A 14,569-nucleotide genomic window follows, 5' to 3' on the forward strand; every position below is an offset into this window, starting at 1 on the left:
AAATTTGAAATATGAAAAATATACATTTTAGAATCATTCCCGCGGCTGTTTTGGCACTTTGCATGGCAAGCTGCGCAGACATGGAAATGCCTGAATTCGATGTGGAAAAACCTCTTAGCATTCAGAATCAGGAAGCAATTAACGGTTTGCAAAATCTCAAAACCTATGTTGCTAATCCTAACTTTAAATTAGGAGCTGGTATAGGTATAGGTACCTATAATAATCTTGGGCCCATGTATTTGCTGGCTAATACAAATTTTCAGGAGCTTACAGCCGGTTACGCTATGAAGCATGGTGCTGTTGTGCTCAACGATGGTTCCCTCAGCCTTGATGCTGTTTCACAATTTGTTGAAAATACTGCCAGAAATGAAGTCTCTATTTACGGTCATACGCTCGCTTGGCATGCCAATCAGAATGCTACTTTTTTAAACAGTACAATCGCTCCTGTTGAAATTCCTTCACAGTCATTACCAGATTGGGAGGTTATTCTTGATAAGTCGTTTGAGACAGATGATGCTTCAGGTTACCAAAGTAACGGAGCTAATGCTATACTTGGGTTTACTGCAGATGGTGCAGGTTTTAATAATACCGGGCGAGCGCTGAAAGTTACAAACCCGGCGGTACAGACAGACGATTGGAGATCGCAACTCTTTGTGACCTTTTCTCGAAGAACAGCTGTGGGAGATAAATACAGATTGGAAGTGGATGTGCGAGCAGACGCAAATGCCAATATGGGGACTCAGGCTCAAACCAGTCCCGGAGGTTATAAGCACTGGAATTTCTTTGGTGCCGTAGCTGCACAACCCCAATGGAAACATATTTCGGTTGAGGTGACAATTGCAGATAATACTTCAAATTGCAATACAATCGCATTTAATTTAGGAAACACAGCCACAACTTATTATTTCGATAACCTTAAAGTTAGCTGGTTTAATGATGAAGCAACAGGCAGCACTTTTATAGAGCGTACACCCGAAGAAAAACGAGATACGCTTACCTATCACCTTGATAAATGGATATCAGGTATTATGGAGGTATCCAAATCCAACACACACGCCTGGGATGTCGTTAATGAACCTATGGATGATGGTAATCCCTACGAATTGAAAACAGGAATTGGCAAAACAAAGGCTGCTGACGAGTTTTACTGGCAGGATTATCTCGGAAAAGATTATGGCGTTGTGGCTTTTAAGATGGCCGAAATGTATGGTAACCCTGATGACATTTTATTTATAAATGACTATAATCTGGAGTATAATCTTGATAAATGTAAAGGAATTATAGAGTACGTAAAATACATTGAAGAAAAAGGTGCCCGTGTTGACGGAATAGGAACACAAATGCACATAAGCCTGGACTCAGATAAAGGCAAGATTACCGAAATGTTTAAACTCCTGGCTGCAACCGGTAAAATGATAAAGATATCTGAATTGGATATTGGCGTTGGTGTTCAAACCACAGAGGCTACAGAAGAATTGTATCTGGCTCAGGAGGAGATGTACCGCTTTGTATTAGAGCAATACTTTACTTTAGTACCTCAGGCTCAGCAATACGGTATTACAATCTGGAGCCCAACAGATAGTCCCGCAAATTCTTCGTGGAGAGCAGGCGAACCCATTGGCCTCTGGACACAGGGCTTTACCCGTAAACCGGCCTACAGAGGTGTGGTTGAAGGACTTGGAGGAAACGTTGTGAATTAGTTAGTTTTTTGAAGGCAAAACCCAATGTATAACATGCATTGGGTTTTGTTTTTTTTAATGTGCGGCTTTAAACCAATAGCCATTTTAGTAACTATATATTCCCTTTTTAATAGCATGTCTGTAAGCTCCCACGATCCAAATCAAAAAAAGAAAAAATGTTTTGGGGTAATAGCAAATTGACGCAATCGATTGCTTAAATTAGCAATGTTCTAATTTTGAGAACTCCAATAGTTTAAAAACAATCTAAACCAGGTAATCTTTTAGAAGTAGGAATATCCCTGAACCTTTTATGTATAAAATTTAATTTAATGAAAAACCTAATCTACCTTTTTTTAATCGCCACGCTCGTTTTAAGCTGCAAGCAAAAGGCATCTGAAGCTGATACAGCCATGCTCGAAGCTGAAAAACCTTTAGTCTTAAAAGACGCCCTGGCCGGTAAGTTTTTGTTGGGCACTGCCCTTAACGAACGCCAGATCAATGGCTACAATCCCGAAGAAATCGAGGTTGTAAAGGCTAATTTTAACTCAATCGTTGCAGAAAACTGCATGAAAAGTGAGCGGCTTGTACCCGAAAAGGGAAAATACCAATGGGACACTGCAGATAAATTTGTAGCCTTTGGGGAGGAAAATGGTATGGTCATACACGGGCATACACTAATCTGGCATTCACAAACACCTAAATGGTTCTTTAAAGACGATGCAGGAAATGAGATCGATAAAGACGAACTTATTAAACGCATGAAAGAGCACATTACAACCGTGGTTACCCGCTACAAGGGACGCATAAAGACCTGGGATGTGGTTAATGAAGCGGTTTTAGACGATGGCAGCCTTCGTGAAAGCAAATTTTATAAATTACTGGGAGAAGACTTTATCAAGCTGGCTTTTGAGACTGCACACGAAGCAGATCCTGAAGCAGAACTTTACTACAATGATTATTCTACCTCAGTTCCCGAAAAAAGAGATGGAATCGTGAGAATGATCAAAAAATTACAGGAACAGGGTGTGCCTATTCACGGCGTTGGAATGCAAGGTCACGTGGGTATGGACTATCCCGAACTTGAAGAGTTTGAAAAAACCATTGAAGCGTTCTCAGATCTTGGACTTAAGGTTGCCGTAACCGAATTTGACATCACCGTACTGCCTTCTCCCTGGAAAAATCAGGGCGCAGAGGTATCTGCAAATTTTGATTATGAAGATCGTATGAATCCCTATCCGGATAAATTACCCGATAGCGTAAGCATCGCTTTTAATGCGCGTTGCCTTGATTTCTTCAAACTTTTTCTAAAGCACGAAGACAAATTGGACAAGGTTACATTTTGGGGAGTTAACGACGGCAATTCCTGGAGAAACAACTGGCCTGTTGGCGGGCGTACCGATTATCCTTTACTTTTCGACAGACAAAATAAACCAAAAGGGGTAGTAGACTCTATTATGCTGCTAGCTCAAAAGTAATCATCCATGTTAAACAGCTTTTTCAAATCTGCCTTTCTGTGCGGGGCTTTCCTTTATTGCTCGTTTTTTACGGTCAGCGCTCAGGAAGTAGCACAAAACCCGCTGATACATGCAGACGTCCCTGATATGTCAATCATTCGCCGGGGCGATACCTATTATATGAGCAGTACTACGATGCACATGAGTCCGGGTGTTCCTATTATGAAATCTACAGATCTCACAAATTGGAAGCTGGTTAATTATGCCTACGATACCTTGGTAGATAACGATGCGATGAATCTTGATAACGGAGAGCAAACCTACGGGCGGGGTTCCTGGGCTAGCTCCCTGCGCTATCACGAGGGGATGTATTACCTCTCAACTTTTGCCGCAACATCAGGGATGACTCATATTTATACCACAAAGGATATTGAAAACGGTCCCTGGGAAGTACACGAGTTTAAACCGGCGTATCATGATCACACGCTTTTTTTTGAAGACGGAAAGATTTACATGATCTGGGGTGCGGGTGAGCTCAGTATGGTAGAGCTAAAAGAAGACCTTTCTGGCGTAAAAGAAGAAACCAAACACGTGCTTATCAAGAATGCAACAGATCCTATAGGTTCTAATTACATCCTGCCTGCTGAAGGTTCACAGGTGTTTAAGCACGACGGTAAATTTTATTTATTCAATATCACCTGGCCACGCGGCGGAATGCGCACCGTAGTCGTACATCGTGCAGACCAGATCACGGGACCTTATGAAGGCCGTGTTGCCCTTCAGGACAAGGGTGTAGCTCAGGGCGGACTCATCGATACTCCAGATGGCGACTGGTATGCCTATCTGTTTCAGGACAGCGGGGCAGTGGGTAGAATTCCTTATCTCGTTCCTGTAGAATGGAAAGACGGCTGGCCGGTACTAGGTGTAGATGGTAAAGTGCCGGAGACCCTTAATTTACCCAAAAACGAAAGCATTATTCCCGGTATTGTGCATTCAGACGATTTCAGCCGGGAAAAGGGGGACCCGGCTTTGCCTTTGGTTTGGCAATGGAATCACAACCCGAATAACGACCTGTGGTCTGTTGAAGAGCGTCCCGGTTTTTTACGACTTAAAACCGGAAGAATCGATACCGCTTTTATTCAGGCTAAAAATACCCTCACGCAGCGAACGTTAGGACCGGTTTCCAGCGGTACCGTAAAACTTGATGTTTCTCAAATGAAAGCCGGTGACCACGCAGGCCTATCGGTTCTTCAAAAAAAATACGGGATTATCGGAGTGCGGTCTAAGGCCGACGGAAAAGAAATTTACATGAGTAAAAATGCGGAAGACGGCGGTGTTATAGCAACCTTACCCTTCAATCAAAATGAAGTATTCCTTAAGATCGAATGCGATTTTAGAGACCGCACCGATAAAGCCTATTTCTATTACAGCCTTGACGGACAGACCTGGAACGAGCTGGGCAGCGTTTTACAAATGCAATACACCTTGCCTCATTTTATGGGCTACCGCTTCGGCCTGTTTAACTATGCTACTGAAACACCCGGAGGCTGGGTAGACTTTGATTATTTTGAGATTGAAGATACGATTAAGCATTCCCAATAAAAGAACGTTCACTGATGCGTATCCCTTCAAAAATCACTTTTATTACACTTTTGGCGATCTGCCTGAATTTCTTTTCAATACGGGCACAAAATCCGTTGATTTTAGATCAGTATACAGCAGATCCAACGGCCCGGGTTTTTGACGGCAAGCTTTACGTGTATCCCTCGCACGACATTTTATGTACCGAAAATAAAGGACGCGTAGGCTGGTTTTGTATGGAAGATTACCACGTATTTTCTTCAGATAATCTCACAACGTGGAAAGATCACGGAGCGATTTTAAGTCAGACCGAAGTGGCCTGGGCAGATCCTTCGGGCTACAGCATGTGGGCTCCGGATTGCGTGGAGCGCGACGGCAAATATTATTTTTACTTTCCTACCAAACCGAAAGATGCGAAAGGTTTCAAAATAGGAGTAGCGATCAGCGATTCGCCTGAAGGGCCTTTTGTTCCTCAGGAAAATCCCATTGCCGGAGTAGACGGTATAGATCCAAATGTCTTTATAGATGCAGACGGGCAAGCCTACTTATATTGGTCAGGAGGAAACATTTTTGTGGCTAAATTAAAGCCTAATATGACCGAACTGGCCTCAGAACCTCAGGTAATTGCCAATCTCCCGCAGGAAGGACTTAAGGAAGGGCCTTTTGTTTTTGAGCGAAACGGACTCTACTATCTTACCTATCCACACGTGGAGAATAAAACCGAGCGTTTAGAATACGCTATGGGTCCCACGCCTGAAGGTCCCTTTACCGTAACTGGTGTCATTATGGATGAAAGCCCTACGGGATGCTGGACAAATCATCAGTCGATAGTAAACTTCAAAGATCAATGGTATTTGTTTTACCATCATAACGACCTGTCTCCCGATTTTGATAAAAACCGCTCTATTCGCGCAGATAGTCTTTCGTTTAATCGGGATGGTACGATTAGAAAAGTACAGCCAACCTTGCGTGGTATTGGCATAAATAAAGCCACCGAAACGATACAACTAGACCGTTACAGCAGTAAGAGCGACTCGGCAGCAATTCAGTTTAACGATCCCGAAACGCCTTTTAAAGGTTGGCACGCAGTTTTAAGTGCAGGCGACTTCATTCGCTACAATCAGGTTGATTTTGAGAGCGGACGCTCTGAGATTCTTCTTCGTGTAAAGGCGGAAGGAGGAGCAGTACTCGAACTTTCCTTCGCAGATACTAATAAGCCCATTACAAAACTGAATATTCCCGATAGTACAGGCTGGAGCAGCCTTGATTTTGAACTTGCTAATCCGGAGGTTGGGATACACGATCTTGAAATCAAAGTGATTTCCGGCGCAGCCGCAATAGATTGGATTCAGTTTAAGTAAGAGTACTTTTAGGAGCTTAGCGGGTGCGTCTGGCGTGGGTTTTATATTGTTATCATTTAAACCAAATCTATGTTCAGACGTATTCAGCGTGGTCTCATTTTCACCGTTTTCGTACCTCTTTCGTTTTACAGCCAAAACACTTCAGCATTAAGAGACAGTATAAACAGGTCTAGTTATGCCGATTTTCTTCAAATGAAAAAGACTTTGGGGATTGATGAGGAAAACCGGCCCGGTCCTTCCGGTAACCCGAATGATCCCAACGCCGCTAATTTTGATGAAAATCAGGTGGGTGCGTATACATTACCCTCTTTATTGACAACCCAATCAGGCAAAACAATCAATTCGGTAGCAGACTGGGAAAATCTAAAACGGCCCGAGTTAATAGCGGCTTTTGAAAGCGAAATGTACGGTGCCTTACCTGATGCTATTCCGGCAGTTTCTTGGATCGTCAAATCGGAAAAAGATACCGTGATTGGTGGTATTCCGATACTGGAACAACATCTTGTGGGAACTGTAGATAACAGCAGCTATCCCAAGCTTAGCCTGAGTATCGAAGCACTTTTGGGTATTCCTAAAACAACTGGAGATTCAACGATTCCTGTTGTAATTCAGTTTGGATTTTTAAACGCTCCTTTTGGCAAGACAGAAGAACCCCGCAGTTATTTTAGCTCCCCTTATGAGCCGGGCTTTAAACAGCAACTGGCATATCAGGGCTGGGGTTATGCCATTTTAGACGTTTCTTCCATTCAGGCAGATCACGGTGCCGGCTTAAACACCGGAATCATTGGTCTGGTCAATCAGGGTAAATCCAGAAGCCCTGAGCAATGGGGCGCTTTGCGTGCGTGGGGCTGGGGTGCGAGCAAATTAATTGATTATTTCGAAACCCGAACAGATCTGGATTCCAAGCGGATTGCAGTTGAAGGTACATCGCGATACGGGAAAGCCGCTTTGGTAGCGATGGCCTTTGACAGACGTATTTCACTGGGTTTTATTGGTTCGTCAGGAGCCGGTGGTGCGTCTTTATTACGCCGAAATTTTGGTGAGATGCTCGAAAACCTCGCTTCTCCTGCCGAATACCACTGGTTTGCCGGGAATTTTCTCAAGTATGCCAGTATCAAAACGCTAACTGATTTACCGGTAGATGCACATCAGCTCATCGCGCTCTGTGCACCCAGACCTGTCTTTATAAGCGCGGGCTCTCCTAAAATAGAAGGACAGTGGGTAGATGCCAAAGGCATGTTTGAAGCAGCGGTTGAAGCTGCACCGGTTTATGAGTTGTACGGCCTAAAGGGGCCGGGAACTACTGATTTTCCGGTTATGGGAACAGCACTTACCTCCGGGGAACTGGCTTTTAGACAGCACGGTGGTGGCCATTCTACGGGGCCTAACTGGAGCACCTGGATTGCGTGGGCACACCGGTATTGGGATTAACCTTTTTCAGTCTTATTCTTTAAGATGGGTCTCCTGGTACTTTTTAGGAGGAATTCCGTAGAGGTTTTTAAAGCTGGTGGAGAAGGTTGATAAATTGGAGAAACCTACCGCATACGCTACTTCTGCCACACTTATAGATTTTGCAGCCAAAAGATCTGCCGCTTGTTTTAAACGAATGTTTTTCATCAGATCGCTAGCCGATTGATTGGTCAATTCTTTTAGTTTGCGATACAGGTGCACGCGGCTAATACCTACAGCATTGGCGATCATTTCAACATTCAGGTTGGGGTTATCTAAATTATCGTTGATATAACCCATTACCTTTTTCAACAGGATTTCATCAGAACTTTCCAGCTCTACCTGTTTAACCTTATCTTCCTGCAATTGACTGCCGTCGTAGTTATTCTTAAGCAGCTTGCGGTTTTGAATGAGATTCAGCGCTGTTTTTTGTAAAATGGCCACGTCAAAAGGCTTGGGAATATAGGCATCAGCCCCGAGATTCAAACTTTCCAGATTGCGCTCCTGTGTTGATTTAGCCGTAAGCAGTATCACCGGAATGTGGTTGATGTTGATGTTTTTCTTGATGCGTCTGCACAGTTCTAAACCGTCCATTTCGGGCATCATAATATCGCTGATCACGAGATCGGGAGCTTCTTTCAATACATAGGCCAGCGCTTCTTTTCCGTTAGCAGCCAATGCTACTTTAAAGCGGTCGCCCAGCTCTCTTTTGATGTATTTGCGTATTTCGAGGTCATCGTCAACAACCAGGATTTTAGTGCCGCTTTGCGTGACTTCTTTCTCCGGAAGTGCTTCAGACCTGGTGATTTCCTGTGGTGCAGGCTCATTCCCGGAATGCTTCAATTCACTTTCATACAACTGATGCGGAAGCAAATGTGCATCTCCAAGAGGAATGCGGGTTACAAACTTACAGCCTTTGCCATCTTCGTTATTTTCGGCATAAATGGTACCATGATGCAATTCGGCGATAGAGCGGGTTAGGTTGAGCCCTATACCTGTTCCTTCCAGATGATGCGGAGTTCCCTTAACCTGGTAGAACCGGTCAAAGACTAAATTTTCCATACCTTTCTTAATGCCGATACCATCATCAATAACACAAACTTCAAAGAAGCCCGGGTGATTTGCCTGCTCTTCATTGGGTTTGGTTTCGAGCACTACCTGAATTTTTCCGCCTTTTTTGACAAACTTCAGGGAGTTTGCAACCAGGTTTTGAATGATCTTATCAAAGTAATTGGGATCTACCCAGGCAAAAAGCGCATCCATTTCGTGTTTAAATTCAAACTGAATCGCTTTGGCCTCAATTTGATCCTCAAAAATGGCACAGATTTCTGCTATATAAGAAACCATTTCGACCTTCTCAAAACGAAGCTCGAGTTGACCGCTGTCAATTTTGCGCACATCAAGAAGCTGGTTTGCCAGATGGTAAATGCGGTCTGTATTGCGCATCATCGTTTTGTATGATTTGCGGCGTATGGGATCTTCATCCGTGTGCAGCAACTTTTTAAGCGGATTGATGATCATCGTAAGCGGCGTGCGAATATCGTGCGAGATGTTAGTGAGAAATTGCAGTTTGGCCTCGTTGATTTGTCTTGATTTTTGATATTCCCTCAGTCGGTTTCTGCTTTCCTGACGTTGTTTTAACTGGTAGATTACAAAGGCAATGATGATTACAAAAATGATAAAATACCCCAGTTTGGCGGCAGGCGATAGATACCAGAGCGGGTGTATGATGGCTGTAAAATTCTTGATTTCCGAAAACTGGTCGTAGTCTTTAGCCCGCAGTTTAAAGTTATAGGTGCCGGCTTCCAGATTGTCAAAAGCCACGGTGTTAACTCCCTGCGTAAGATTAATCCAGGGACCGTTATTTATCGCGTAGGCATAGGAGATGCGTTTGGGATTCCGGTACTCCATCGAAGAAAATTCCAGACTGAATGAATTGTCCCGATAGGCCAGATTGATGGTGTCTGCCTCGATAATGGCTTTATCTAAAATTTCATAGGAGCCCGATTTCATGCCTTTGCGAATGGGCGTATTTTGCAGATAGACATCTATAATGTAGATATCTGGTTTCTTGTCTGTTTCTAAAATGGTTTGTGGGTTGAAATAGGTGACCCCGTTAATTCCGCCAAAGATCAACTGATTTTCTTCATACAGATAAGAAGCATTTTTACTAAACTCATTGCCCTGTAAACCATCGTTGAAGTAGTAATTGAGAAAGGTTTCCTTAGGCGGATTAAATTCTGAAATTCCCTGATTGGTACTTACCCACAGCATCCCGTTGCTGTCCTGTTCTATAGCGCAAATGGTGTTGTTTGGCAGGCCGTCTTCTATGGTGTAGTGGGCCAGTCCATTCAATTCCCCGTCTATTTTCTTCAGACCGTTTGCGGTACCAATCCAAAGATAAGCTTCGGCGTCTTTGAGAATGGTGTACACGATCTCGCCGTCAAATCGGCGAATACCGGTTTCAAAAGACAGGAATTGCTCTGTTTTGAGATCAAACCTGCTGATACCGTCATACGAAGCTACATACAGGATATCCTGACTTTCACTAAGTAATAAATCATTTATCCATCTGTTGTTGAAAAATTTAGGTCCTAATGGCGCATCTGCTATTTGTACATTACATGCCGTGATGGCATTGGTGTTGAGACTGAGTTTAAAAAGACCCGAACCCATAGAGCCCAGCCACAGATTTTGCCGGGAATCTTCCACGATACTGTAAATACTCTTTACGGGATTTCCGTATTCATCCATCAGATCGGTTACAAAATCAATGGTTTCAGAGTTTTTTTTGATTTTGGCCAGGCCATTTAAATAGGTGCCAATCCAAATGGTATTTTGGCTGTCTTCATAAATAGAGACTACCGTGTTGAGTTTACTCCCGAGGTAGTTTTGGTCTTTATAATGTTTTAGTACTTCATTTTGGGGTGAAATACTATAAAGCCCGTCTCCATCGGTCCCCACCCATAAAATACCTCTTGAATCTTTAAAAACAGACATCACGCAATTAGAACCTATAATGTCCAGTTTGCTCGACTCGTAACCGATGTAATTAAAATTGTTTTCCTTTTTAGGAAGCAGAACTACGCCTTTTTGATAAAGACTCAGCCAGGTGTTTCCTTCGTTATCCTCAACGATATCGTGAACTTTTGATCTCGAAGAGTCAAAACTGGATATGATGATAGGATAGGGTTCCAGCTTTTGTGTGGAAGGATCAAATTTATAAAGTCCGTCCCCGTCTGTTCCAACCAGCATTTCATCTTCTGAGTTGAGGTGCAGACTGTGAATGACCAGGTTTTGAGTATTGGGAATCGATTCAAAAACCTTCTCTTTTTCGTTGTATTTAAACAGACCTTCAGTGTAACTGCCTACGTAAATAGTACCGTTTTTACCTTCTGCCACGGTAGACACTGTTGCGCGCACTTTACCATTCTGTAGCAGGGGTGTTACGGTATTATTTTGATCCACGAGAAAAACTCCTGTTTCCGGGGTAATAAACCAAAGCCTGTGCCGGCTGTCCTGATAAATATGATCAACAAAAGCAGTGGGTAAAAATCCCGGAAGATTTTCGGCCAGATAATCATCACCCTGTTTCTGTAGCCGGAATACCCCTCGGCCCGAGGTACCTATGAGAATTTCACCGTTCTTGCGCTGGGTCAGCGACGTGACGTGCGCATCGTAAGCATATTCTAAACCAATAGAAAGCGGAATTTGCTTAAACGCGTCTGTAGCATGGTCATAAATCTGTAGCCCGTTAAAAAGGCCGAAATACAGATTGTTATTTCGGTCTTCAAAAATGCTTTTTACGTAATTATTCAGGAGGGAAGTAGAATCGTTTGCATTCTTTTTATAGGTTACAAATTTAGCACCGTCGTATTTGTTAAGCCCGTCTTCGGTAGCAATCCAGATGTAGCCTTTATGATCCTGATAAATAGCATTGATTAAACTACTTGACAATTCTGAATCTGAAGAAAAAATCCTTCCGTTTTGGGCATAACTGCCCAAGACAAAAACGAGTTGAAAGAGTAGATAAATTCGTATTTTTTGATTCAAGAGAAACAGTTTATAATGGGTTGACGCGCTTTCCGGGCTGATGATTCATTTTGGCTGTCAGAACTTGATTAATATACAGATTTTCAGGTTACAAGATATCGAATTGCTTGCGATATACTGAATTTTTCAGGGCTTTAAAATGCGTTTCCACAAGTTAGTCTTTTAATCCCGCAATCGTTACAGGAGCCAGGTAGAAAGACTGATTATTCGTTTCTGCCCGGATGATGATGTGCTGCAGTACAATTGCAGGATCTACCCCGTAAATTTTAAGCTGGTGTGCACCTTTTTGAAGACGTACGGGAGCTACAACGCGGGTGGTGTTATTGGCTACGCTGCTGTTCCAGTTGTCGGGTGTGTCTTTATGCATATTGAGCGTCTGTACAGGCTCGTCGTCAATCTGATACTGAAATTTGAGTCCGCCCTGATTTTTAAAATCGAGGGTGGGAGACAGGTTAAAGGTTATGGTTCCATCAATTGCCTCGTTTGCGTAAAGCTCGTAGGTAAGAGCGGTGTTTTCAGGTGTTATACCTTTTGAGAATTTAGTCTCAGGTCGCAAGGCGTTGTCCTGTCTGCCCAGATCGGGAATTTGCTCCCAGCCTGTGTTTGCTGTAAATGCTGTAGCCGGTATGCTGATCAAGCCGGCGTAAGACACGGTACCTTCAGTACCGGCAGGATAGGGATTGTAGCTTACCTGTAGGGTCGCCATTCCGTGATCTGACTGAATACTGATGACGCCCTCCTGATCTGAAGCAGGTAATTTACCGGGAATTAAACTCAAAGTAAGTTGCTCTTCGGTTTTTACGGCACCTTTTTTCTGATCAACTTTCAGCCATTTTGGTAATTTCTTGATTTTGTAGTCAACCTCTTCCTTTCCGGTATTGAACAGGGTGAGTTGCTGATGCTGATGCGACTGGTCAAAGGGCAACACATTTAAAACCTGATCTTTCGGGAAATAGGCTTCGGTTCCTGCAATGGAGATCCCCAAATGTCCTTCCTGCGGAATTTCAATCTGTTTGGTTTCAGGAATGACGTTTTGCCTGGGTTCCTGCCAGTACGTATAACCAATGTGGGTCTGATCCATAAAATGATTCCATTTTGAATCATTCAGACTGTGATAGGCCCGGGTGAGTTCTTTGTCTTTCTCAAAAAATTCGGCTACCTGTTCCGCATAGGCGTTTGTGGTATTTCGGCCCTGCTCGGCATATAAGTGGTTTTTTGCTGCGGCGATATACAATCTGTTGAGATTTGCCATCGCTTCAATGGGAAACAAAACCAATTGATAATAAGCCGATTGATACGAATCGTCAAGTTCTTCTTTTATTCTTTTAGCCTCCTGCTCCAGCTCGTCATATTCCTGCAGAATACGTTGAGCTTCATTAAAATGATGTAGGCTGAAGGTTTTCGGACTCAATAGCTCGGGTTTGCGACGGCTGGCCAATGTACTGTAGTTCTGAATCAACCCGGCAATTTCAGAAGCGTAAGTGTCGCCAAATTGCGCTGCAGCCCATTGCTCCGGATATTCTTTTAAATCAGCAAGGTCGAAGCTTTCCGGATTCCAGGCATAGTCCAGAAAGAAGCTGATGGGATATTCCATCGGTTTAATGTCGCCCACGTTTACAATCCAGATTTTGCGGGCATTATATTCGTAAGCCAGAGACATCTGTTCGTAAACACGGGAAATCTGATTGGTGTTGAGCCATTTGTAGTTGCGCGGCCCTCCCACGTAATCAAAATGATAATAGATACCGTAACCTCCGGTGCGCCCGGCATCTTCCGGATTGGGCAGTTTGCGGATATTTCCCCAGTTATCATCGGCCAGGAGCAGCGTAACATCATCAGGAACACGCATCCCCTGATCGTAATAATCCTGCACTTCCTTATAAAGCGCCCAGAGTTGTGGGGTCTCACTTGCAGGCTTTCCGGTAACGTCTTCAATAATTTGGCGTTGGTCTTTTACAATCCCTTCCAGCAGTTCGATAGCGGTTCCTTCGGTCATGGGTTCGTCGCCATCGCCACGCATTCCAACGGTTACAATACTTTCGTTGTCGCCCATACGCTCAATCCCTGCTTTCCAGAAGTCCCGTAAAACTTCGGGATTGGTGGCATAGTTCCAGTCGCCTTTCCCGTAACGATCCCATTCTACGTGAGCCCGCATCAGGGGTTCGTGGTGTGAAGTACCTATCACCACGCCGTATTTTTCGGCCTGTACGGCATTTTCAGGATCATCGTCGTAAAAGGCACGTCCCCACATCGCCGGCCAGAGGTAATTGCCTTTCAGTCTTAAAATCAGTTCAAATACGTGCTCATAAAATTCGTGGTTAAAGCTGCCGTAATTTTCACCCACCCAGCCCGATAGGGCAGGGGCTTCATCATTGATGAAAATACCGCGGTAGTGCACTTTAGGTCCGGGGTTGGTGTAGTTTGCAGCATTTACATAAAGCTGCTCCGATTTCTTAACAGGTACGTCTGCCCACCAGTAACAGGGCGATACGCCTATGGCTTCAGAAAGGGTGTAAATACCGTAAATCGTACCGCGTTTATCGCTACCTGCGATAACCAGATTTCCGTCTACCTGCTGAATGCTGAAGGCTTCCCACTGGTTTTTAATAGCGGAAACATTCAGCTTACCGGTTTGTGCCAGCGAGTCAATAAAGCTGCTCTTTCCAAGCGTACCGATAATCAATTGCGGTTTGCCCGAAAGCTTATTGAAAACTTCTGGTTTTTTGCCGGTGACCCGCTCCAGATCGAGCTGCAGGTTTTTAGCGGCGATATGCACGCCTTCATAATCTGCAGCATCGACAATCAGGTTTGCGGTGGTTTTAGAATCACTTAGCGTAAAGCCTTCGCTAACAGGTGTGGTTGATACCAGATTTTGCTGAGCAAGGAGTCCTTGAAAAGAGACCAGGGCAACAAGGACTACGAGTTTTTCGAGGTTCAGCCTGAATGATTTTAAAAACATAAGTTGAATTTTTTAGGTTTTCTACACCCGATT

Annotated in this window: 7 protein-coding genes; 5 read left to right on the top strand and 2 right to left on the bottom strand. The window is 43.8% G+C overall.

The window, feature by feature from the left end; translation table 11 throughout:
- Nucleotides 1-11 precede the first annotated feature (11 nt).
- The 5 genes from ACSSS3_RS12735 (at nt 12) to ACSSS3_RS12755 (ending at nt 7,506) form a co-directional block, all read left to right on the top strand.
- Complete coding sequence (locus tag ACSSS3_RS12735) at nt 12-1,700, top strand: endo-1,4-beta-xylanase (protein ID WP_228230704.1); 1,689 nt, start codon at nt 12-14, stop codon at nt 1,698-1,700.
- Nucleotides 1,701-2,008: 308 nt separating this feature from the next.
- Nucleotides 2,009-3,154 (top strand): endo-1,4-beta-xylanase, encoded by a 1,146-nt coding sequence (locus tag ACSSS3_RS12740; RefSeq protein ID WP_442844933.1) that lies wholly within the window; start codon nt 2,009-2,011, stop codon nt 3,152-3,154.
- Between the two features lie 6 nt (nt 3,155-3,160).
- Entirely contained in the window at nt 3,161-4,735 is a 1,575-nt protein-coding gene (locus ACSSS3_RS12745; RefSeq protein WP_442844934.1) for a glycoside hydrolase family 43 protein, read from the top strand.
- Between the two features lie 14 nt (nt 4,736-4,749).
- Nucleotides 4,750-6,075: a family 43 glycosylhydrolase gene (locus ACSSS3_RS12750; protein ID WP_442844935.1), complete on the top strand. Its 1,326-nt coding sequence runs from the start codon at nt 4,750-4,752 to the stop codon at nt 6,073-6,075.
- A 69-nt stretch (nt 6,076-6,144) separates the two neighbouring features.
- Entirely contained in the window at nt 6,145-7,506 is a 1,362-nt protein-coding gene (locus ACSSS3_RS12755) for a glucuronyl esterase domain-containing protein (protein WP_442844936.1), read from the top strand.
- 12 nt (nt 7,507-7,518) lie between these two features.
- On the opposite strand, the gene ACSSS3_RS12760 is transcribed toward ACSSS3_RS12755, so the two are convergent.
- Complete coding sequence (locus tag ACSSS3_RS12760) at nt 7,519-11,577, bottom strand: hybrid sensor histidine kinase/response regulator transcription factor (RefSeq protein ID WP_442844937.1); 4,059 nt, start codon at nt 11,575-11,577, stop codon at nt 7,519-7,521.
- A 154-nt stretch (nt 11,578-11,731) separates the two neighbouring features.
- The gene (locus ACSSS3_RS12765) at nt 11,732-14,536 is read right to left on the bottom strand and encodes a glycosyl hydrolase 115 family protein (RefSeq protein ID WP_442844938.1); all 2,805 of its coding nucleotides are present in this window, start codon (nt 14,534-14,536) and stop codon (nt 11,732-11,734) included.
- Nucleotides 14,537-14,569: the final 33 nt, after the last annotated feature.

It is taken from the genome of Leeuwenhoekiella sp. H156, assembly GCF_052218455.1.
Taxonomy (GTDB): domain Bacteria; phylum Bacteroidota; class Bacteroidia; order Flavobacteriales; family Flavobacteriaceae; genus Leeuwenhoekiella; species Leeuwenhoekiella parthenopeia.